18 protein-coding genes are annotated in these 19238 nt (G+C 54.0%); 9 read left to right on the top strand and 9 right to left on the bottom strand.

The features are described from left to right. Nucleotides 1-85: 85 nt before the first annotated feature. The 4 genes from NNO08_RS00925 to NNO08_RS00910 all read right to left on the bottom strand — a co-directional run bounded on the left by NNO08_RS00925 (nt 86) and on the right by NNO08_RS00910 (nt 4674). Nucleotides 86-1117 (bottom strand): ABC transporter substrate-binding protein, encoded by a 1032-nt coding sequence (locus NNO08_RS00925; RefSeq protein ID WP_271455978.1) that lies wholly within the window; start codon nt 1115-1117, stop codon nt 86-88. Continuing rightward, nucleotides 1114-2418, bottom strand: coding sequence for an MFS transporter family glucose-6-phosphate receptor UhpC (gene uhpC, locus NNO08_RS00920; protein ID WP_271455977.1), 1305 nt, complete (start codon nt 2416-2418; stop codon nt 1114-1116). The genes NNO08_RS00925 and uhpC overlap by 4 nt, the downstream gene beginning before the upstream one ends. A gap of 85 nt (nt 2419-2503) precedes the next feature. Beyond that, nucleotides 2504-4045 carry an MASE1 domain-containing sensor histidine kinase gene (locus tag NNO08_RS00915; RefSeq protein WP_271449916.1) on the bottom strand — a complete coding sequence of 514 codons (1542 nt, stop codon included), beginning with the start codon at nt 4043-4045 and terminating at the stop codon, nt 2504-2506. Then, nucleotides 4045-4674: a response regulator transcription factor gene (locus tag NNO08_RS00910; RefSeq protein WP_271449953.1), complete on the bottom strand. Its 630-nt coding sequence runs from the start codon at nt 4672-4674 to the stop codon at nt 4045-4047. The genes NNO08_RS00915 and NNO08_RS00910 overlap by 1 nt, the downstream gene beginning before the upstream one ends. 338 nt (nt 4675-5012) lie before the next feature. Between NNO08_RS00910 and tauA the strand changes: the two genes are divergently transcribed. From tauA to tauD, 4 genes are read left to right on the top strand one after another with little or no spacing between them, the layout of a single operon-like run. Further along, nucleotides 5013-5975, top strand: a complete 963-nt coding sequence (tauA, locus tag NNO08_RS00905) for a taurine ABC transporter substrate-binding protein (RefSeq protein ID WP_271455976.1) — start codon at nt 5013-5015, stop codon at nt 5973-5975. A 12-nt stretch (nt 5976-5987) separates the two neighbouring features. Then, nucleotides 5988-6755, top strand: coding sequence for a taurine ABC transporter ATP-binding subunit (tauB, locus tag NNO08_RS00900; RefSeq protein WP_271455975.1), 768 nt, complete (start codon nt 5988-5990; stop codon nt 6753-6755). Continuing rightward, the gene (gene tauC, locus NNO08_RS00895) at nt 6752-7579 is read left to right on the top strand and encodes a taurine ABC transporter permease TauC (RefSeq protein ID WP_271455974.1); all 828 of its coding nucleotides are present in this window, start codon (nt 6752-6754) and stop codon (nt 7577-7579) included. The genes tauB and tauC overlap by 4 nt, the downstream gene beginning before the upstream one ends. Beyond that, entirely contained in the window at nt 7576-8427 is an 852-nt protein-coding gene (tauD, locus tag NNO08_RS00890) for a taurine dioxygenase (protein WP_271449912.1), read from the top strand. Before tauC ends, tauD begins: the two co-directional genes overlap by 4 nt. A 58-nt stretch (nt 8428-8485) precedes the next feature. Here tauD and NNO08_RS00885 read toward each other — a convergent pair whose 3' ends face one another. The 3 genes from NNO08_RS00885 to ampH all read right to left on the bottom strand — a co-directional run bounded on the left by NNO08_RS00885 (nt 8486) and on the right by ampH (nt 12602). Next, a complete protein-coding gene (locus tag NNO08_RS00885; RefSeq protein WP_271455973.1) occupies nt 8486-10201 on the bottom strand; it encodes a lysophospholipid acyltransferase family protein in 1716 nt (571 codons plus the stop codon). Between the two features lie 112 nt (nt 10202-10313). Then, nucleotides 10314-11288, bottom strand: coding sequence for a porphobilinogen synthase (hemB, locus tag NNO08_RS00880; protein WP_045440399.1), 975 nt, complete (start codon nt 11286-11288; stop codon nt 10314-10316). Between the two features lie 156 nt (nt 11289-11444). Then, on the bottom strand, nt 11445-12602 hold the full coding sequence (gene ampH / locus NNO08_RS00875) for a D-alanyl-D-alanine-carboxypeptidase/endopeptidase AmpH (protein ID WP_271441112.1): 1158 nt from the start codon (nt 12600-12602) through the stop codon (nt 11445-11447). 381 nt (nt 12603-12983) lie between these two features. On the opposite strand from ampH, the gene sbmA reads away from it, so the two are divergent. Then, nucleotides 12984-14204 carry a peptide antibiotic transporter SbmA gene (sbmA, locus tag NNO08_RS00870; protein WP_137384667.1) on the top strand — a complete coding sequence of 407 codons (1221 nt, stop codon included), beginning with the start codon at nt 12984-12986 and terminating at the stop codon, nt 14202-14204. 14 nt (nt 14205-14218) lie between these two features. Then, on the top strand, nt 14219-15322 hold the full coding sequence (locus NNO08_RS00865) for a DUF1615 domain-containing protein (protein WP_271455972.1): 1104 nt from the start codon (nt 14219-14221) through the stop codon (nt 15320-15322). Here the strand turns inward: NNO08_RS00865 and NNO08_RS00860 are convergent. Beyond that, nucleotides 15307-15630 (bottom strand): YaiY family protein, encoded by a 324-nt coding sequence (locus tag NNO08_RS00860; RefSeq protein ID WP_048212467.1) that lies wholly within the window; start codon nt 15628-15630, stop codon nt 15307-15309. The genes NNO08_RS00865 and NNO08_RS00860 overlap by 16 nt on opposite strands. 263 nt (nt 15631-15893) lie before the next feature. On the opposite strand from NNO08_RS00860, the gene NNO08_RS00855 reads away from it, so the two are divergent. Further along, complete coding sequence (locus NNO08_RS00855) at nt 15894-16115, top strand: DUF2754 domain-containing protein (RefSeq protein WP_137384665.1); 222 nt, start codon at nt 15894-15896, stop codon at nt 16113-16115. Nucleotides 16116-16137: 22 nt separating this feature from the next. On the opposite strand, the gene ddlA is transcribed toward NNO08_RS00855, so the two are convergent. Next, nucleotides 16138-17232, bottom strand: a complete 1095-nt coding sequence (gene ddlA / locus NNO08_RS00850) for a D-alanine--D-alanine ligase (protein WP_271441110.1) — start codon at nt 17230-17232, stop codon at nt 16138-16140. Between the two features lie 301 nt (nt 17233-17533). Between ddlA and NNO08_RS00845 the strand changes: the two genes are divergently transcribed. Then, a complete protein-coding gene (locus tag NNO08_RS00845) occupies nt 17534-18730 on the top strand; it encodes a multidrug efflux MFS transporter (protein ID WP_202039330.1) in 1197 nt (398 codons plus the stop codon). A gap of 248 nt (nt 18731-18978) precedes the next feature. Continuing rightward, nucleotides 18979-19221 (top strand): sigma-S stabilization anti-adapter protein IraP, encoded by a 243-nt coding sequence (locus tag NNO08_RS00840; protein WP_271441109.1) that lies wholly within the window; start codon nt 18979-18981, stop codon nt 19219-19221. Nucleotides 19222-19238: the final 17 nt, after the last annotated feature.

Below are 19238 nucleotides of genomic sequence, written 5' to 3'. Positions count from 1 at the left end.
CCGGCATTCAGGGTGACAATCGTTGCCGGATGCGGCGTTGCCTTATCCGGCCTACGTAACCTTATCCGAAGAAGGTCATCATGTTTTATTTACCCATCTTCACTTCGCTAACCCACTTATTGATCAACGCTTTACGCACGTCAGTGGAACCGTACTTATCCATGTCGTAATTGATAAGCTTCAGATCGTCGAGTTTCAGCGAGTTTGGCGAGGTCTCGGCGGTGGTGTTGGTCAGGATCTGATAGGACTTGCCTTTCTTCCACGCCAGCTCCTGAGCCTCTTTTGACAGTACCCAGTCAACGAACAGTTTGGCGTTGTCGAGGTTACGCGCCCCTTTCAGAATGCTGACGCCGCCAATTTCATAGCCGGTACCTTCGCATGGGGAGATGAGCTCCAGCGGGGCACCCTGTTCTTTTTCCAGCGAGTAGTCGTGCAGGAAGCCAATGCCAATCGCCGTTTCGCCACGGGCGGCGTTACGCGCTGGGGCAATGCCTGATTTAGTGTATTGAGAGACGTTGGCGTTGAGCTGTTTCAGGTAGTCAAAGGCCTGATCTTCCCCCCACAGTTGAGCAAAGGTCGCCAGTGCGGTGTAGGCAGTGCCTGAGCTTTGCGGGTCGGCAATCTGAATTTCGCCTTTGTATTCCGGTTTGGTCAGATCTTTCCAACATTTTGGCACCGGCAGGTTTTTCTCTTTCAGACGCTGAGTATTGACGCCAAAGCCCAGGATACCGACATAAACCGCGGAGGAGAGGTTGCCTTTTACTTTTGCCGGATCGCGGAATTTCTCCATGATTTGTGTGAGGTTTGGTGATTTATACGGTTGCAGCAGACCCATTTCGCCCGCCTGAGACTGCGGGTCCAGCGTACCGCCGTACCACACATCCGCCTGTGGGTTTTTCTTCTCGGCATCGACTTTCGCCAGCGTACTGCCGGAGCCGTTGCGAATGAACGACGTCTTCACGTCATATTTGTCGCCGAAGGCTTTGGTTTCGGTTTCACACATCTCGTTCGTGGCGCTGCAATAGACCACCAGACGACCTTGTGCTTGTGCCGCACTGCTGAAGGCAGCCAGCGCCAGAGTAGAGGCAATCAGGGTAGAGGTAGGCGTCAGTTTCATTGTTTTATCCTTTGACTGAGAGAAGGGGCGATACCCGCGATGAGCAGCGGCATCAGCAATAAACCCATAAAGACAGCGGCAACCGAGAGCAAACTGAACATCCCCGACCAGCCGTAATGTTCTATGACCAACGACAGCGGCCAACCCGCTAACGCGGCCCCCAGATAGGCGAAGAGCCCGAGAAAACCGGTGATTGAACCTGCTGCCGCCTTGTGTCCGCATTCGACGGCCGCCAGACCAATCAACATCTGTGGGCCAAAAACGAAAAAGCCCACGGTAAAGAAACAGACAGCCAGCAGCGCGTAGTGGTGAACCGGCGCCAGCCACAACGCGGCGACGGAAACCATCAGCCCCAGCGTGAACAGCAAAATCATCGGCGCACGCTGGCCGCTGAACAGCAAATCCGATCCCCAGCCGGCAAACAGCGCACCGAGCAAGCCGCCGACCTCAAACAGCATCACCGTGGCATTAGCGCTGAGCAGATTCACGCCGTGGCTTTCCGTCAGCCAAATGTTGCCCCAGTCGTTGAGCGCGATGCGGATCAAATACACCAGCACATACGACACCCCCAGCAGCCAGATCATCGGATTCTTCAGCATGGTGGTGCGTAACATTTGCCACAACCCCATCGGTGGGCTTTGCTGCTCCTGACGCAGCTCCAGCGGGTCATGCCGCCATTCTCCAACGGTAGGGAGTCCCTCTTCGCGGGGCGTGCCTTTCAGTTGCAGCGTCAGCCAGATACCTAATGCCATGCTGATGATCCCTGGTGCCAGCATCGCTGCCTGCCATCCCCACCAATGGGCGGCAAAGGCGCTAATCAGTGGGATGATGGCCCCACCGATGTTGATTGACATATTCCAGCAGCCCCACCAGAAGCCGCGTTCGTTACGCGAATACCAGTGGGTCAGCAGGCGGGCGCAGGGCGGCCAGCCCCAGCCCTGAAAAAATCCGTTGAGCGTCCAGACCGCCAGCAGCAGCGTTAGCGATTCACCAAACGCGAACACCACGTTCAGGATGCCGGTAGCGAACAGGCCTATTCCCATAAATGCGCGCTGCCCATGGCTGTCGTGCCAGAGTCCCGCGGTAAACTTCGACAAACCATAGGTCAGGTAAAACAGCGAACCCAACAGACCGATATCACTTTTATCCAGTCCCAGATCCGTTTGCAGTGCCGGGAGCACGTAGTTAACGCTTTTGCGCGTCAGGTAAAACGCGGCGTATCCCACCACCATACACATCAGCAGCCGGGGACGTAGTGCCCGATAACGTTGGTCTGTTTCGCTGGCTGAGCGTGCATGCATAGCTGTCTCCGTTTGTGCTGACTATAGGTAAGCGAAAGCAAAAGGGGATGAGAGAAAGTCCGGAGTGACTAAGACTTTTTCCTGGTTAAGGGGCGGTTTGTTGCAAATTTGTGGGCAGGTTAACAATTACCCGCGTGCCGTGGTGAGACTCGAGGGTCAGCTCGCCGCCGAGCGCGCTGACCCGTTCACGCATCCCCTGGATACCAAAGCCGGGAATTTTTTCAGGAAGAATGCCCACGCCGTTGTCCGTGACTTCCAGCAACAGGCAGCGATCCCGTTGGCGCAGCGCAATCGACACCTCGCTGGCATCGGCATGTTTACAGACATTATTGAGTAACTCCTGCAACAGACGGTACAGCGTAAAGCGCACCGTTTCATTTTCAGGCGTATTTGCCAGTCGGTAATCAAACCGGCAGTGAATACCCCGTTCGGCAAAGGCAAATTCATTGACCAGATGGTGTAGCGCATCTTTAAAAGACAGCTCGTCAAGCGCGGGCGGGCGTAGCTGGCGCAGTAATTGGCGGGTCGAGTGGTGGATACGCCGGGCAAGATCGTTGATCTGGTTCGCCGCGTCGAGCGCTTGCTCAGGACCCTGCGAACGTTTAACCAACTGAGACTGAATTTGAATGGCGGTAATGTTCTGGCCAATTTCATCATGCAGTTCCCGCGCCAGGCTTTTGCGCGTGTTTTCTTCCGTGCGGATCAGTTGTTCAGTTAACGCGCGGCGGGCCGCCAGTTCGCTTTCCAGACGCTGGCGATAATGGTGCAGGTTTTGCGCCAGATGCTGCTGGCGGCTGATGGCGATTCCCAGCCCTATGCCCAGCAGCGCCTGGGTGGCGAGGAAAATCTCCAGTTCGACGAGGTTGCTAAATCCCACGCCTATCTGGCGGGCGATGGTGATCATCATACTGCCGAGCAGTCCGGACAAAACGCCGCCCTGCCAGCCGAATTTCCATGCCATCACCACGTTGGGCAGGAACACAACAATCAGCAGCAGGCGTTCGATGTCTGGCGAGAGCACCATCTGCGTGCCGATACCAATAATAAAGAACAGGCTGCACCAGATGATAAGTGAAGTGCGCAGCGGTGGATTGGTCGTATCCAGACCGAGTAAATGATAGCGGTGTTGCTGGCGCAGAAATTCGTAGATCAGATAAACAAACGGGGTGAGCAGCACGCCACCGGTAAACGATGCCAGCCCAATCAACATCGCCGGGCTTTGAATAAAGGGAGACAGCAGCGTGGTATTGAGCAGCGACGTGACCGTCACGGCAGCCAGCAACAAGGTGAGCCGCTGCCAGTAGAGCGGGAAGCGGTGCCAGTATGACTGACCGATACTGGCCGGTATCAGGCTTATCAGCGGTGCGGCCAGCAGAAGATAACCATTGAGTAACTGTTCGTTGTGCAGCCAGAACAGGATCAACACTGGCGGCAATACCAGCGCGGGCCAGTAGCGGCGGGACAGCAGGATCAAGAGCGCGAGATACACGCCGTGCGGCAGAAATAATGCCGCCTGCTGACCGTTATGGGTCAGGTAAAAACCTAACGTCCACAGCATTAGCCAGCCCGAACCCCAGGCCAGCAGAATAAACAGAGAGATAACCCAGTGGCGAGCAGAGCGAGACATTAATGCCCCGTCAGCAACTGGTGGTCGAGAGCAAAATGCACCAGATCGATGGTGCTTTGACATTGCAGCTTGCCCAGTACATTCGCACGGTGGACGTGGACCGTTTTATGACTGAGGTCGAGCTTAAAGGCGATCTCTTTCACGCTGTCACCTTTGACCAGCAGATCAAACACTTCGCGTTCGCGTGGGGTTAATACCTCCAGCACCTGTGCAGGTTGCTCACCACCGCGTAACGCCCGCAGCGCGTCGGCGCACAGGTAATGGCCTCCCATACCGACTGAGCGCACCGCCTGTACTAGCTCTTCCGGTCCACAGCGTTTGGTCAGATAACCGCTGGCCCCGGCATCCAGCGCGCTTTGTACAAACGTCGGCGCGTCATAAATACTGAGAATAATGGCGCGAAAGCCGGGTTTTTGCGCCCGCAGCCGTTTTAGCAGACTCAGACCATTTTCATCCGGCATGGCGATATCCATGACCGCGACATTGACGTCCTCGCGCAGTAATGCCGGCCAGGCCTCTGCCGCACTGCTGTACTGGCCGATAACGGCGAGATCCTCTTCAAGACCGAGTAATTGCGCAAAGCCGGAACGCACCACCACATGGTCATCCACCAGCACAACATGAATCATGATATTGCTCTCTTGCCTGACAAGGATATCTATGATGCCTGCCAGCGCCACGCTGGCAATCATCCAGGCGCAGTTATGTAACGAATGTAACAAAATCGCAATAATTTGCCGGGTGTTGTAGCGAGTGTAGGCCTGATAAGCGCAGCGCATCAGGCATGGATTGCCGGATGGTGGCGTGAGGGCCTTATCCGGCCTACGTTCTGTAATGAGCGAAATAGCTAACTATTGCCGCTTTTTTTCTAAAAACGCTTTGTTCTTAGCCAGAATTTTTAATTCCTTTATCAAATTGTGCCGCAACGAAATACTGCCTCCATAACAAGACAGGGGAGCAGACAATCATGGTTATTTCATCGCGTAACACACTTCTTACCGCACTGGCATTCATCGCATTTCAGGCTCAGGCGGTAAACGTCACTGTCGCCTATCAGACTTCCGCCGAACCGGCCAAAGTGGCGCAGGCGGATAACACCTTTGCTAAAGAGAGCGGAGCCACCGTTGATTGGCGCAAATTCGACAGCGGGGCGAGCATCGTGCGTGCACTGGCTTCCGGCGATGTGCAGATTGGCAATCTCGGCTCCAGCCCGCTGGCCGTAGCTGCCAGTCAGCAGGTACCTATTGAAGTTTTCCTGCTGGCGTCAAAACTGGGTAGCTCTGAAGCGCTGATAGTGAAGAAAAATATCAGTAAGCCGGAGGATTTGATCGGCAAACGCATTGCCGTGCCGTTTATTTCCACCACCCATTACAGCCTGCTGGCTGCACTGAAACACTGGGGTATCAAACCCGGTCAGGTGGAGATTGTGAACCTGCAGCCACCGGCAATTATTGCCGCCTGGCAGCGTGGCGACATTGATGGTGCTTACGTCTGGGCACCGGCCGTCAATGCGCTGGAAAAAGAGGGCAAGGTATTAACTGATTCTGAAAAGGTTGGTGAGTGGGGTGCGCCGACGCTGGACGTGTGGGTGGTGCGCAAAGATTTTGCCGAGAAACATCCCGAGGTGGTGAGAGCCTTTGCCAAAAGCGCGATTGATGCGCAGCAACCCTATATTGCTAACCCCGATGAATGGCTGAAACAGCCGGAGAATATCAGCAAGCTGTCGCGCTTAAGCGGCGTGCCGGAGGCAGATGTGCCGGGGCTGGTGAAAGGGAATACCTACCTGACTGTGCAACAGCAAACCGCCGAGCTTACCGGACCGGTAAACAAAGCGATTGTCGATACTGCGCAGTTCCTCAAAGAGCAGGGCAAAGTGCCTGCTGTCGCGACGGATTACAGCCAGTACGTTACCGATCGCTTCGTGCAATAAAAGGAGGCGCTGATGCTGCAAATCTCTCATCTCGCAGCCAGCTACGGTGGAAAACCGGTGCTGGACGATATCAACCTGACGCTTGATAGCGGTGAACTGCTGGTGGTGCTCGGGTCTTCCGGCTGCGGCAAAACCACGCTGCTGAATCTGATTGCCGGGTTCGTGCCGTATCAGCACGGCAGCATCACGCTGTCAGGTCAGAAGGTGGAAGGTCCAGGTGCGGAACGCGGGGTGGTATTCCAGAATGAAGGTCTGCTGCCCTGGCGTAACGTGCAGGATAATGTGGCCTTTGGTCTGCAACTGGCAGGGGTAGAGAAAGTGCAGCGTCAGCGTATCGCCCAGGAGATGTTGCAGAAAGTAGGGCTGGACGGTGCCGGAAAACGTTTTATATGGCAGCTTTCTGGTGGCCAGCGTCAACGTGTTGGCATTGCCCGGGCGCTGGCGGCTAATCCACAGCTCCTGCTGCTCGATGAACCGTTTGGTGCGCTCGATGCGTTTACCCGCGAGCAGATGCAAACCCTGCTGCTGAAACTCTGGCATGAGACCGGCAAACAGGTGTTGTTAATTACGCACGATATTGAAGAAGCGGTATTTATGGCCACCGAGCTGGTGCTGCTCTCATCCGGCCCTGGTCGGGTGATGGAGCGTCTGCCGCTTAACTTTGCCCGGCGCTTTGTGGCCGGGGAAGCGAGCCGCAGTATTAAGTCCGATCCGCAGTTTATTGCCATGCGCGAGTACGTGTTAAGCCGCGTCTTTGCGCAACGGGAGGCGTTCTCATGAGCGTAGTGATTAATGATAAACCGCGACAGCGCACGCTGAACTGGCGCTGGCCGTTTTCACGTCAGATAACGTTAAGCCTTGGTACGCTGGTCGTCATTCTGGCGGTGTGGTGGACGGTGGCAGCGCTGCAATTAATCAGCCCGCTGTTTTTGCCAGCGCCTGGTCAGGTACTGCAAAAGTTGATCACCATCGCCGGGCCACAAGGATTTATGGATGCCACGCTGTGGCAACATGTGACCGCGAGCCTGGCGCGAATCGTCATCGCCCTGCTGGCCGCCGTACTGCTGGGCGTTCCGGTCGGGATCGCGATGGGCCTGAGCCCGACAATTCGCGGCATTCTCGATCCGATCATTGAATTGTACCGTCCGGTTCCGCCGCTGGCCTATTTACCGCTGATGGTGATCTGGTTTGGTATTGGTGAAACCTCCAAGATCTTATTGATCTACCTGGCGATTTTCGCGCCTGTTGCGATGTCGGCGTTGGCCGGTGTCCGCAGCGCGCTGCTGGTAAGAGTACGCGCCGCACAATCACTGGGGGCCAGCCGTGTGCAAGTGTTGTGGTTTGTTATTTTACCCGGTGCATTGCCTGAAATTCTGACCGGGCTGCGCATCGGACTGGGTGTCGGCTGGTCAACGCTGGTGGCCGCAGAGTTGATTGCTGCCACGCGAGGTTTGGGTTTTATGGTCCAGTCCGCCGGTGAATTTCTGGCAACGGATGTGGTGCTGGCGGGGATCGCGGTCATTGCCGTTATCGCCTTTATTTTAGAACTGGGTCTGCGCGCGGTTCAGCGTCGTCTGACGCCCTGGCATGGAGAAGTACAATGAGTGAACGTCTGAGCATTACCCCGCTGGGGCCGTATATTGGCGCACAAATTTCCGGTGCGGACCTGACGCGTCCGCTAAGCGATAACCAGTTTGAGCAGCTTTATCATGCGGTGCTGCGCCATCAGGTGGTGTTTCTGCGTGAGCAGGTGATTACGCCGCAGCAGCAGAGAGCGCTAGCGCTGCGTTTTGGCGATCTGCATATTCATCCGGTCTACCCGCATGCCGAAGACGTGGAGGAGATTATCGTGCTGGATACTCACAACGATAATCCGCCAGATAACGATAACTGGCACACCGATGTGACCTTTATCGACACGCCGCCAGCTGGGGCCATTCTGGCAGCAAAAACGCTGCCTTCGACCGGAGGTGATACGCTGTGGACCAGTGGAATTGCCGCTTATGAGGCGCTCTCTGAGCCGTTTCGTCAGTTGCTGAGCGGCCTACGGGCGGAGCATGATTTCCGCAAATCGTTCCAGGAGTATAAATACCGTAAGACGGAAGAAGAGCACCAGCGCTGGCTGGAAGCGGTCGCCAAACATCCCCCGTTGCTGCATCCGGTGGTGAGAACGCATCCGGTAAGCGGTAAACAGGCGCTGTTTGTGAACGAGGGATTTACTACGCGGATTGTGGATGTCACGGAGAAAGAGAGCGAAGCTCTACTCGGGTTTCTGTTTGCGCATGTCACTAAACCAGAGTTTCAGGTGCGCTGGCGCTGGCAGCCTGACGATGTGGCAATTTGGGATAACCGCGTAACGCAGCATTACGCCAATGCGGATTATCTGCCGCAGCGGCGCATTATGCATCGGGCCACGATTTTAGGGGATAAGCCGTTCTATCGTGCGTCGTGACAGAGAATTACACCATTCGGCACGCTGCGACACCGTGCCGAATGGCGACACAAACGTCTTATTCTGGCTGCGAAACCAAATGCGGTCCGATATACCGCTGGTAGCGATTTGCCTTCAGATACGTTAAATCCACCAGTACCAAACCATCCACGCAGTTGTTAAAGTCCGGGTCGCTGCCAAAGTCGATAAACTGTACGCCACCTGGCTCACATACTTCGGAATATTGCTTGTAGAGTGGTGGAATACCACAACCAAGGTTGCCGAGCAGAGACTTCAGCCGCGTCAGGTCTTCACTGTAATTTTCCCCGCCAAACTGCGCCAGTGCGTCGGGTAACGAGGCCGGGTATGGTCGGCGCGACTCCGCCAGTGGATGCGTTGCCGGAAACCACAGGCGATAAAAGGCAACCAGCAAATCGCGGGCCGAAGGCGGTAGCCCACCAGAAATAGAGACCGGGCCAAACAGGTAGCGATAGTGTGGATGGCGCGCCAGATACGCGCCGATACCGGACCACAGATAGTCCAGCCCGCGGCGTCCCCAGTAGCGTGGCTGAATAAAGCTGCGCCCCAGCTCAATGCCGTGCTGGAGGATATCATCCATCCGTTCGTCGTAATGAAACAGGCTATAGCTGTAAATGCCGTCCAGCCCGCGCTTTTCCATCTGTAGGGCGGTCGGCATGAAGCGGTAGGCACCGACGATCTCCAAATCGTCTTCATCCCACAGGATCAGATGCAGATAGTCATCGTCATAACTGTCGATGTCGCGGCGTTTGCCGCTGCCTTCACCTACCGCGCGGAAGGCGATTTCCCGCAGACGGCCCAGCTCACGTAGCAACGGAACCTCTTCCTGACCGTTAGGTTGCCAGAGATAGATAACCTTACCGTCTGCTGTACGCCCCAGGCACTCGGCCTGGTGTAGCTCGCGCTTGAGCAGAGCACGGGGTTCCGGGCGAGCGATCGCGCTTTCGGTTTTAAAGACGCCCGGCAGTCCTTTCCCCAGTAGCTGAACGTGTCGGTAGCACTTGTCTGTCATTTCTCGTGGTGTGGTTTGCGGCGTACACCATGTCGACCACGCAATTTGCTCGCCAATGGTCACCGGCAGGTTGCTGTTCCGGCGGCGGAACATCTGCTGCATTAACAACAGCATCGGCAGGTTCTGCGACACCAGGGTGCTGGCATAAAACAGCGTACTGTTGCGTGCCTCAATCCACGCAGGTAAGAGCGGTGCGCGGTATTTGGCGGCGAGCTTAATAAAGCCGGAGTGCCATTTTTTATCGTGAATGCCACGCCGGGTTATGCGCGAAACTTCACCGGCCGGGAAGAAGATCAGCACACCGCCGTTTTGCAACTGTCGGTCCATCTGCTGTAGCGCTGCTTTAGCGGTGCGGCCATTGATATTATCCACCGGAATAAACAGCGAACTGAGCGGTTCGAGATGGGTGAGCATGCGGTTGGTGACGACTTTAACATCGCGGCGAACGCGAGATACGGCGTACAGCAGGGCCAGACCGTCGAGTGTGCCGGTAGGGTGGTTGGCGATGATAACCAGCGGCCCTTGTTCGGGAATTTGTTCCAGACTACGGATCGGAATTTGACAGTGAATGTTGAGATGCTCCAGCACCTGTTCGACGGTATCTAACCCTTTCAGATGGCGGTGACGAGCGGCAAACTGTTGGAATTCCTCTTCATGTAACAGTTTTCTCAGTACTTTTTTTTGCCACGGGGCGGGCCTCGCTTCTGGCCACAGGTCGTCGATGACATTGTCGAGACTAAACATAGCGGCTCCTCCTCTGTCCTTTTGTGACAGTAGAAGGGCGATGTGTCGGTTAGATGGCGGTTTGGTGACGTTTTATGATAAAACGCCCCGCATTGCGGGGCGTTGAAAGGAATTAGCGCAGGATTTTTTTCTCAGCTAGATCCAGTGCGAAGTAGCTGAAGATCAGATCTGCGCCAGCGCGTTTGATCGAGCCTAAGCTTTCCAGCACCACTTTCTCTTCATCTATAGCACCGGCCATGGCCGCGAATTTGATCATCGCGTACTCACCGCTGACCTGATAAGCGCCAATCGGCAGCTCGGTGCGCTCGCGGATATCGCGCAGGATATCCAGATAGGCACCCGCCGGTTTGACCATCAGGCAGTCTGCACCCTGAGCTTCATCCAGCAATGATTCGCGGATTGCCTCGCGGCGGTTCATCGGGTTCATCTGATAGGTTTTACGATCGCCCTTCAGCGCAGTGCCTGCGGCTTCACGGAACGGACCGTAGAACGAAGAGGCAAACTTGGTGGAATAGGACATGATCGCGGTATCGGTGAAGCCTGCAGCGTCCAGCGCCTGGCGAATCGCCTGTACCTGGCCATCCATTGCGGCGGAAGGGGCGATGAAATCTGCGCCCGCTGCGGCGGCAACGACCGCCTGTTTGCCGAGGTTAGCAAGGGTTAAGTCGTTATCAACACCGTGCTCGCATAATACGCCGCAGTGGCCGTGCGAGGTGTATTCACAGAAGCAGGTGTCGGACATGACGATCATTTCCGGTACGGTCTGCTTACAGATACGCGACATGCGCGCCACCAGACCGTCTTCTTTCCAGGCGTCGCTGCCGGTGTCATCGGTGTGGTGGGAGATACCGAAGGTCATCACCGAACGGATTCCGGCGTTGGCAATGCGTTCAATCTCGCGTGCCAGATGTTTTTCCGGAATGCGCATCACGCCTGGCATGGCTTCGATGGCTTTGTAATCGTCGAGTTCTTCTTCAACAAAGATCGGCAACACCAGGTCATTTAAGCTCAGTGTTGTCTCTTCAAACATAGCGCGCAGCGCAGGGGATTTGCGCAGGCGGCGAGGGCGTTGGATTAGGTCTGTCATGGTATGCCTGATGTTTGTGAAATCGAAGGCCGTAGTATACCTGAACCTGTTGCAAGGGAGTTTATGAAAGTTGCCTTTATGCCGCATCCGCCAGGAAAGCGTTTGTGAACACAGGCAAACGGGAGATTTTCAACCCGTTGCCTGTGGCGTGCTGAATCAGGAGGCAGGGATTACTTGCGGTTTGTTGCCGCTCAGTTCGCTCACCAGATTGTTGATTCCGTCGCTCATATTGGTAAAGCGGGTCAGCGGGGAGCGGGTCACAACGACAAAGGCGCCCACGTTTTGCTGCGGGATCATGGCCATATAGGTGATGAATCCACCGCCGCCACCTGTTTTTTGAATAATCCCCGGACGGCCATTCTTCGGTGCCATATAGACCCAGCCTAAACCCAGTGCATCGGCTTTGCCGGGAACGTCCATCCCAATTACTTTGGTTAACTGTGTGCGCTGGTAAATCAACGTCTGCATCCGGTCGGCCTGCTGGCTACGATGATAAAAATCAGAGGAGAGATACTGCTGCATCCAGCGCATCATATCGCCCGGCGTAGAATAGACGCCGCCGCTGCCCATGGCCGCCAGCGTATTGTTACACGGGCTGGCGCCTTTTTCCGCGACCATCAGACGTGCGCACTGATCAGGTGACGGGGTAAAGGTGGTGTCTTTCATCCCGAGTGGTCGGGTGATTTTCTCTTCAAACAACTGCGGATAAGGTTTGCCGGACGCGGTTCCCAGCGCATCGGCCAGCAGGTCAAACGCCAGGTTCGAATAGGATGCCTGCGAGCCTGGTGCAGCTTTTAGCGTTGCGGTAGAGAGATAGCTCCAGCGTTGTTCGCGAGTCGGCCAGACAAAGACCGGGCGTTTTGCCGCGCCGCCAGGCTGCTCGCGTGGCAGTGCGCTGGTGTGCGTCGCCAGATTCACCAGCGTGATAGGCGTTCCCTGATATGTCGGCACGCGTGCGCCTGGTGGTGCATATTTACTCAATGGATCGTTGAGTTTTACCGTACCCTGATCGAGTAATTTCACTAACATTTCACTGGTCATTAATTTGGTCAACGACGCAATGCGAATGACGGAATCCAACTGTGGGTGAACATTATTGCCGGGGCGCGTTTCACCAAAGCTACGAAACACGCGCTGATTACCATCAATCACCACAAGCGCCATCCCTGTAGCTCCGCTGCCGTAGAAAATATGATCGGCATACCGGTCGACGATGTCAGAGGCAAAGACGGGATCGGTTATAGGCTGTGCCGCCTGGACAGATGTCAATGACGCCGCACACAGCGCGGCAGAAAAAAGCAGACTACGTTTCAACGGTGGTGTCCATGAGTTAGAGGAAGTAAAAGATGACGTGCGTATGCGTATTTATACTACTCGTTGGCATATTGCAAAGCGCTTATCAGCCAATGATAGTGGGAAAAACGTAACGATGAGTAAACGTGGGCTTTTCCCGGAGAGTGGATGTTCGCTTTTGTGATCTCACGCTGTAATAATCTGAACATGCCGGAACGCTGTCGGTGTGAAAACCGCAGAAACAATTCTACAAAACCAGATAGCGAACTAAGTGCGTCGGTTCTGGTCACAATTGTCGGTTTCAGCTTGTGTTTTTTGGGCGTAAGCCGTCTTGTCGCGGTAAACCACCGTGGCAAATGCACAGCAGTCGTCATAACGATAAGAAGTTAGCAGGAGAGCACTATGTTTAAGTCTTTTTTCCCAAAGCCGGGGCCGTTCTTTATTTCGGCATTTATTTGGGCACTGGTCGCTGTTGTATTTTGGCAGGCGGGTGGGGGAGCCTGGGTTGCACAGATTACCGGCGCATCGGGGGATGTACCGATTAGCGCAGCGCGATTCTGGTCGCTGGATTATCTGATTTTTTATGCGTACTACATTCTGTGCGTTGGCGTGTTTGCGCTGTTCTGGTTTCTCTACAGTCCGCACCGCTGGCAGTACTGGTCGATACTCGGTACCTCGCTGATTATCTTCGTTACCTGGTTTCTGGTTGAAGTCGGCGTCGCCGTCAACGCCTGGTATGCCCCGTTCTACGACCTGATTCAAACCGCGCTCAGCACGCCGCATAAGGTGAAGATTGAGCAGTTCTATCAGGAAGTGGGGATATTTCTCGGGATTGCGCTGATAGCCGTCGTCATTGGCGTGATGAACAACTTCTTCGTCAGCCATTACGTCTTCCGCTGGCGTACCGCGATGAACGAACATTATATGGCGCACTGGCAGCATCTGCGTCATATCGAAGGTGCGGCGCAGCGTGTGCAGGAAGACACCATGCGTTTCGCTTCCACGCTGGAAGACATGGGCGTGAGTTTTATTAACGCGATTATGACACTGATTGCCTTCCTGCCGGTACTGGTTACGCTCTCTGCGCATGTCCCGGATCTGCCGATTGTTGGACATATTCCCTACGGTCTGGTGATTGCCGCGATTGTCTGGTCGTTGATGGGGACTGGGCTGCTGGCCGTGGTGGGGATCAAACTGCCTGGGCTGGAGTTCAAAAATCAGCGGGTGGAAGCGGCGTACCGTAAAGAGCTGGTGTACGGTGAAGATGATGGTAATCGCGCAACGCCGCCGACGGTGCGCGAGCTGTTCCATGCGGTGCGTCAGAACTATTTTCGCCTCTATTTTCACTATATGTACTTCAATATCGCCCGTATTCTTTACCTGCAGGTTGATAACGTTTTCGGCTTGTTCCTGCTGTTTCCATCGATTGTTGCCGGTACGATTACGCTCGGCCTGATGACGCAAATCACCAACGTGTTTGGTCAGGTACGCGGCTCGTTCCAGTATTTGATTAATTCGTGGACGACGCTGGTTGAACTGATGTCTATCTATAAGCGTCTGCGCAGTTTCGAACGTGAACTGGATGGTCAGGAAATTCAGGCTGTTACCCATACGCTTAGCTAACAAAAGGAGATGTTATGTCGACGGTTTCCCGTCTTTACCCCTGGTCTGGTCTGGCGGCGTTGGTGCTGGTGGGGTGTAGTAGCCAACCTGCGCAACCATTAAAAAAAGGGGAGAAAGCCGTCGATGTGGCGAGCGTGGTGCGGCAAAAAATGCCTGCCAGTGTGAAAGACCGGGACGCGTGGGGGCAGGACCTGGCGAAAACGTTTGCCAGTCAGAAGCTGGCACCGACGGTTGAAAATATCTGTTCGGTGTTGGCGGTGGCGCAGCAGGAGTCCAACTATCAGGCCGATCCGGTTGTCCCGAATTTAAGTAAAATAGCCTGGAAAGAGATTGACCGTCGCGCCGAGCGTATGCATATCCCGGTGTTTTTGGTTCATACCGCACTGAAGATTAACTCGCCAAATGGGAAAAGTTATAGCGAGCGTCTGGATTCGGTGAAGACGGAAAAGCAGCTTAGTGCCATTTTTGATGATTTCATCAATATGGTGCCGATGGGGCAGACGTTGTTTGGTTCGCTCAACCCGGTGCATACCGGGGGACCGATGCAGGTCAGCATTGCGTTTGCCGAACAGCATACTTCCGGGTATCCGTGGAAAATGGAAGGAACGGTACGTCAGGAAGTCTTCACCCTGCGCGGTGGACTCTGGTTTGGCACGTATCACTTGCTGAATTACCCGGCGAACTATAGCGCACCCATCTTCCGTTTCGCGGATTTTAATGCGGGATGGTACGCCAGCCGTAATGCGGCGTTTCAGAATGCCGTCAGCAAAGCCAGTGGTGTGAAGCTGGCGCTGGATGGGGATTTGATTCTCTACAACAGCAAAGAACCGGGTAAAACGGAGCTGGCGGTACGCAAGCTTGCCGGGAAGCTGGGGATGAGTGAGAGCGATATCCATCGTCAGTTGCAAAAAGGCGACAGCCTGGCTTTTGAGGACACCGCGCTGTACGAGAAGATGTATAAGCTGGCGGAAGCGAAGGCAGGAAAAGCGTTACCACGGGAAATGCTGCCAGGTATTCAACTGGAAAGCCCGAAGATTACGCGTAATTTGACCACGGCATGGTTTGCTAAACGTGTGGACGATCGTCGGGCGAAGTGTATGGGTCAGTCATCGTTGTGATGACGATGGCGCCAGCGCACCACCGCCGCGATGACGCCAAGGATAAGGCATCCAGTGAGGAAGGGAATCAGTCCAAACAGGGTGCCGACGCCTAAGCCAATCTCAACGCGTGGGCGTCCGGTCTCTTGCATCTGTAGCTGCATCAGTTCTTCATAGATACCGGGCGCATGGGCTAACAGATTTAAAACCTGAGCTCCGGCCCAGAAGCAAAACAGCACAAAAACGGCATACGCGATGTTGCCGGGCAGAGAGGAGGTATCTCGATGCTTGCCCTTAAACAGGGATTTTGAGAGCGTAAAATCAGCCATAGGGACCTCCAGAAATATCCTGCGTTGTCGATGCCATACCAGTAACTGACAGTGAGTCTGACAGGTGATCGGGATTGTCAATATCAGAATGATGGTAATTTCAGGTAGAGATTATTCCTGGATTTTGGTTTTTTGTTGAGCGTCACAAATATGTAACCTTAAGTTATATTAACTCACATTTCAGAATTTCCGCACAGGACACAGACGCCCACAGGGAAATGTGCGAGGATGCTGCTCAACGATGTACTTCCACCGGAGTTGTTATGAACCTGCCTGTAAAAATTCGCCGCGACTGGCACTATTACGCGTTTGCCATTGGGCTGATCTTTATTTTGAATGGCGTGGTGGGATTATTGGGGTTTGAAGCGAAAGGATGGCAAACCTATGCGGTGGGGCTGGTTACGTGGGTGATTAGCTTTTGGCTCGCGGGACTTATTATTCGCCGCCGTGTCGATGAGGATGAAGACGTCAAGGATGCCCAATAGTTATCGGGCATCCTGTCTGTTTTTACATGCTGGTTTTCAGCGCGCTATCGGCAGCGTGGCGCTCCAGCGCCAGCTCGATCAGACGTGTGATCAGATCGGTATAGCCTAAGCCGCTGGCCTGCCACAGTTTGGGATACATACTGATGTTGGTAAAGCCTGGCAGCGTGTTGATCTCGTTGATCACCACATCATTCTCTGCGGTCAGGAACACATCCACCCGCGCCATCCCGGCGCAACCCAGCGTCTGGTAGGCCTGAATAGCGATCTCACGGATCTTGTCGTTAATTTCTGGCGCAATTGCCGCCGGAACCACGACTTTGGCCCCGTTATCGTCAATATATTTGGTGTCGTAGGCGTAGAAATCGCTGTTCAGGACGATCTCGCCACAGGTGCTGGCCTGCGGGTGATCGTTTCCCAGTACCGCACATTCGATCTCGCGGCCTTTGATCCCTTGTTCCACCACCACTTTATGATCGAACTCAAACGCCAGTGCTACAGCCTGGTCGTATTGCGCTTCGCTGGTGACTTTGCTGACGCCAACGGATGATCCCTGATTGGCTGGCTTCACAAACAGCGGCAGGCCCAGACGCGATTCGACCTCAGCAAAGCTGATGGCATTGCGATTGGCGCGGGTGAGCGTAATAAATGGCGCGATGTTTAATCCGGCATCGCGCAGCAGACGTTTGGTGACGTCTTTATCCATGCAGGCCGCAGAGCCCAGCACATCAGAACCGACGAACGGTAAATTTGCCACGCGCAGCATGCCTTGCAGTGAACCATCTTCACCCAGCGTGCCGTGCACGATAGGGAAAATAACATCGACCGTAGGCAGTGGCTGACCGTTTTGAGCATCGATCAGTTGCTGTTCTTGTTTACCCGGTACCTGCGCCAGACTGGTCGCGGAAGGACGCAACGCAATGCGTGCCGGATCGTCAGCGTTGAGCAGATAGTTGCTGGCATCGCTCACGTGCCACTGCCCTTGTTTATCAATACCTAACAGCACAACGTCAAAGCGAGTCTTGTCGATGGCATCGACAATATTTTTTGCCGATTGCAATGACACTTCATGTTCCGCTGATTTACCACCAAATACGATTCCTACTCGCAACTTTGCCATCTTAAAAACCCATTCCTTGAATGCAAAGCACATACATTACCACGACAAAACGCAGGATTCCTCGGCTTCTGGCAGATTGTTTTGGTGGATTCCACGGGAATGAATACGCACAAACCCACAGGGCATGTTCGAAGCATAATCCCCTGCTTGTAATGTGGGTTTGATGTGATGAATATCACAAATATGATGAGCGGGGAGATAAAATACTAAACTGTGAAACATCGCACCTCTGGACCCTCGTTTGCAGGCGTAATTTGTTAAGCTGCTCGCAGTTTTCAGCTACTTACCGTTATGAGTCCTTATGGAATCCTGGAGAGTTAACCTTATTTCCGTGTGGTTCGGTTGCTTTTTCACCGGACTGGCGATCAGCCAAATCCTGCCTTTTCTACCGCTCTATATCTCCCAACTGGGAGTCACCTCGCACGAAGCGCTCTCAATGTGGTCCGGGTTAACGTTTAGCGTCACGTTCCTTATTTCTGCCATTGTTTCACCGATGTGGGGCAGTTTGGCTGACCGTAAAGGGCGTAAGCTGATGCTGTTACGGGCCTCGCTGGGCATGGCCATTGCCATTTTGCTGCAGGCATTTGCAACGAACGTCTGGCAGCTTTTTCTGCTGCGAGGAGTGATGGGGTTAACGTCGGGATATATTCCTAATGCGATGGCGTTGGTGGCGTCGCAAGTCCCGCGCGAGCGTAGTGGCTGGGCGTTGAGCACGCTCTCCACGGCGCAAATTAGTGGGGTGATTGGCGGGCCGCTGATGGGCGGTTTTATTGCTGACCATGTTGGCTTACGTGCGGTATTTTGCATTACCGCCGCGCTGTTGGTGGTGAGTTTTTTGGTCACACTGTTCTTAATTAAAGAGGGTGTCCGTCCGGCGATTAAAAAAAGCGAGCGTTTAAGCGGAAAAGCTGTTTTTGCTTCGTTACCGTATCCCGCGCTGGTCATTAGCCTGTTTTTTACCACCATGGTGATTCAACTGTGTAACGGCTCTATTGGCCCCATTTTGGCGCTGTTTATCAAATCGATGGTGCCAGATAGCTCAAATATCGCTTTTCTCAGCGGGTTGATTGCCTCTGTTCCTGGCATATCCGCTTTGATTTCAGCACCACGTCTTGGAAAACTGGGGGACAGAATTGGTACTGAACGGATTCTAATGGCAACGCTTATCTTCGCCGTGGTGCTGTTTTTCGCCATGTCATGGGTTACCACTCCGTTGCAATTAGGGATATTACGTTTTCTGCTCGGCTTTGCCGATGGTGCAATGCTGCCTGCGGTGCAAACGCTCTTAGTGAAATACTCCAGCGAGCAGATTACCGGGCGCATCTTTGGGTATAACCAGTCGTTTATGTACCTTGGAAACGTCGCTGGACCCTTGATGGGTGCAACCGTATCGGCAATGGCGGGTTTCCGCTGGGTCTTTATCGCCACCGCGAGCATTGTGCTTATTAATATCTGGCAACTGGCTATCGCGTTGCGACGCCGGCGTCTCGCTCGCTGAATGGCGGATTAACAACGCGGGTTGCCCGCGTTGTTAATCCATAATTGAAGATTATATATCCGGGTGACTATTAATCTCCTTACCCTTTTATATTGAATTATTCTGCAGAAAGCGTCATTCCCCCTTATTTTGTGTTGTGATTGTTTTCGCAAAACGCTTTATTTCTGCAATAAATACAACTTTCATCCTCTAGGAAGTTGTGAGTCTTAGTGATAACGTGGCCTTTATTTGGTTAAGGGAATACGAAAATGAAAAATCTCATCACTGAGTTGTTACTTAAGCTCGCCCAAAAAGAAGAAGAGTCGCAAGACCTGGCCGCGCAAGTCGCAACGTTAGAACGGGTCATCATGGAAATGCTGCGCAACATGGCAGCAAATGAGCAGCAAACACTGATTCGTCAAATAGAAGGTGCGCTGGCAGGGGTAAGTCAAATGCCCGCATTTCTAACGACGATGCAAAGTGCTGGCGAGAACTTACCCAAAACGTGTTGAGATATCTGCAGATACTT

It is taken from the genome of Citrobacter sp. Igbk 17 (genome assembly GCF_028069775.1).
Lineage (GTDB): Bacteria > Pseudomonadota > Gammaproteobacteria > Enterobacterales > Enterobacteriaceae > Citrobacter.
This window is presented reverse-complemented; position numbering and strand designations above follow the sequence as displayed.